This is a genomic window from Pseudomonas bohemica (assembly GCF_002934685.1).
Classification (GTDB): domain Bacteria; phylum Pseudomonadota; class Gammaproteobacteria; order Pseudomonadales; family Pseudomonadaceae; genus Aquipseudomonas; species Aquipseudomonas bohemica.
In genome coordinates this window covers 1-796 of sequence record NZ_NKHL01000028.1, presented here as the reverse complement: position 1 = coordinate 796, position 796 = coordinate 1, and the positions used below count along the sequence as shown (strand labels likewise).

The 796-nt window shown below is 56.5% G+C and carries 1 pseudogene; it reads right to left on the bottom strand.

Features of this window, described 5'->3' with window-relative positions:
• Nucleotides 1-740, bottom strand: a pseudogene (locus tag CE491_RS00095) (IS3 family transposase); the annotation flags it as partial.
• Nucleotides 741-796 lie beyond the last annotated feature (56 nt).

Sequence of the window (796 nt, the reverse complement as noted above, 5' to 3'; positions counted from 1 at the left end):
GCGTGAGAACAGATCCAGCACTACCGCCAGGTAGAGCCATCCTTCATAGGTGCGGATGTAAGTGATATCTGTCACCCAGACCTTGTTCGGCTCACTGACCTTGAACTGCCGCGCGAGGTGGTTGGGCGAGGCCACTGTTGGTTTTCCACCGTAAAACCCTGGACGCCGCCGATAGCCCGTTTGCGAACGCAGCCCCTCCGCCTGCATCAAGCGCCCAACTCGATTTCGCCCGCATGCTTCTCCCAGCTCACGCAGGTCATCGTGAATTTTGCGATAGCCGTATACACCTCCGCTCTCCAGCCAAGCATGTTTGATCAAGCCAAGCAGGCGTTGATCTTCTTTTGCTCGGGCAGATTGAGGCTCGCTCAGCCAGGCGTAGTAGCCGCTGGGGTGCACCTTGAGAGTTTGGCAAAGGCGCCGTACCGGGTAATCAGTTGAGTGCTTCTTGATGAAGGCGTACTTCAGCCGCACTCCTTGGCAAAGTACGCGGCGGCCTTTTTTAAGATGTCTCGCTCTTCAGTCACACGCTTAAGTTCGGAGCGAAGCTGACGCAGCTCGGCTTGCTGGTCATCGTCTTGCTGACGCTGCTCTCGGGGTTTGCTGTAGAGCTTGATCCAGGCGTAGAGGCTGTGAACGGACATGCCCAGGCGCTGGGCGACATCGGCCACAGGTTTGCCTTTTTCGGTCACTTGCTTGACCGCTTCGATCTTGAATTCTTCGGGGTAACGCTGACGACTCATGGCACCTCCTATTTGGGCCTCATTATGAGGCTTGGAGGTGTCTATGAAACCAGGGG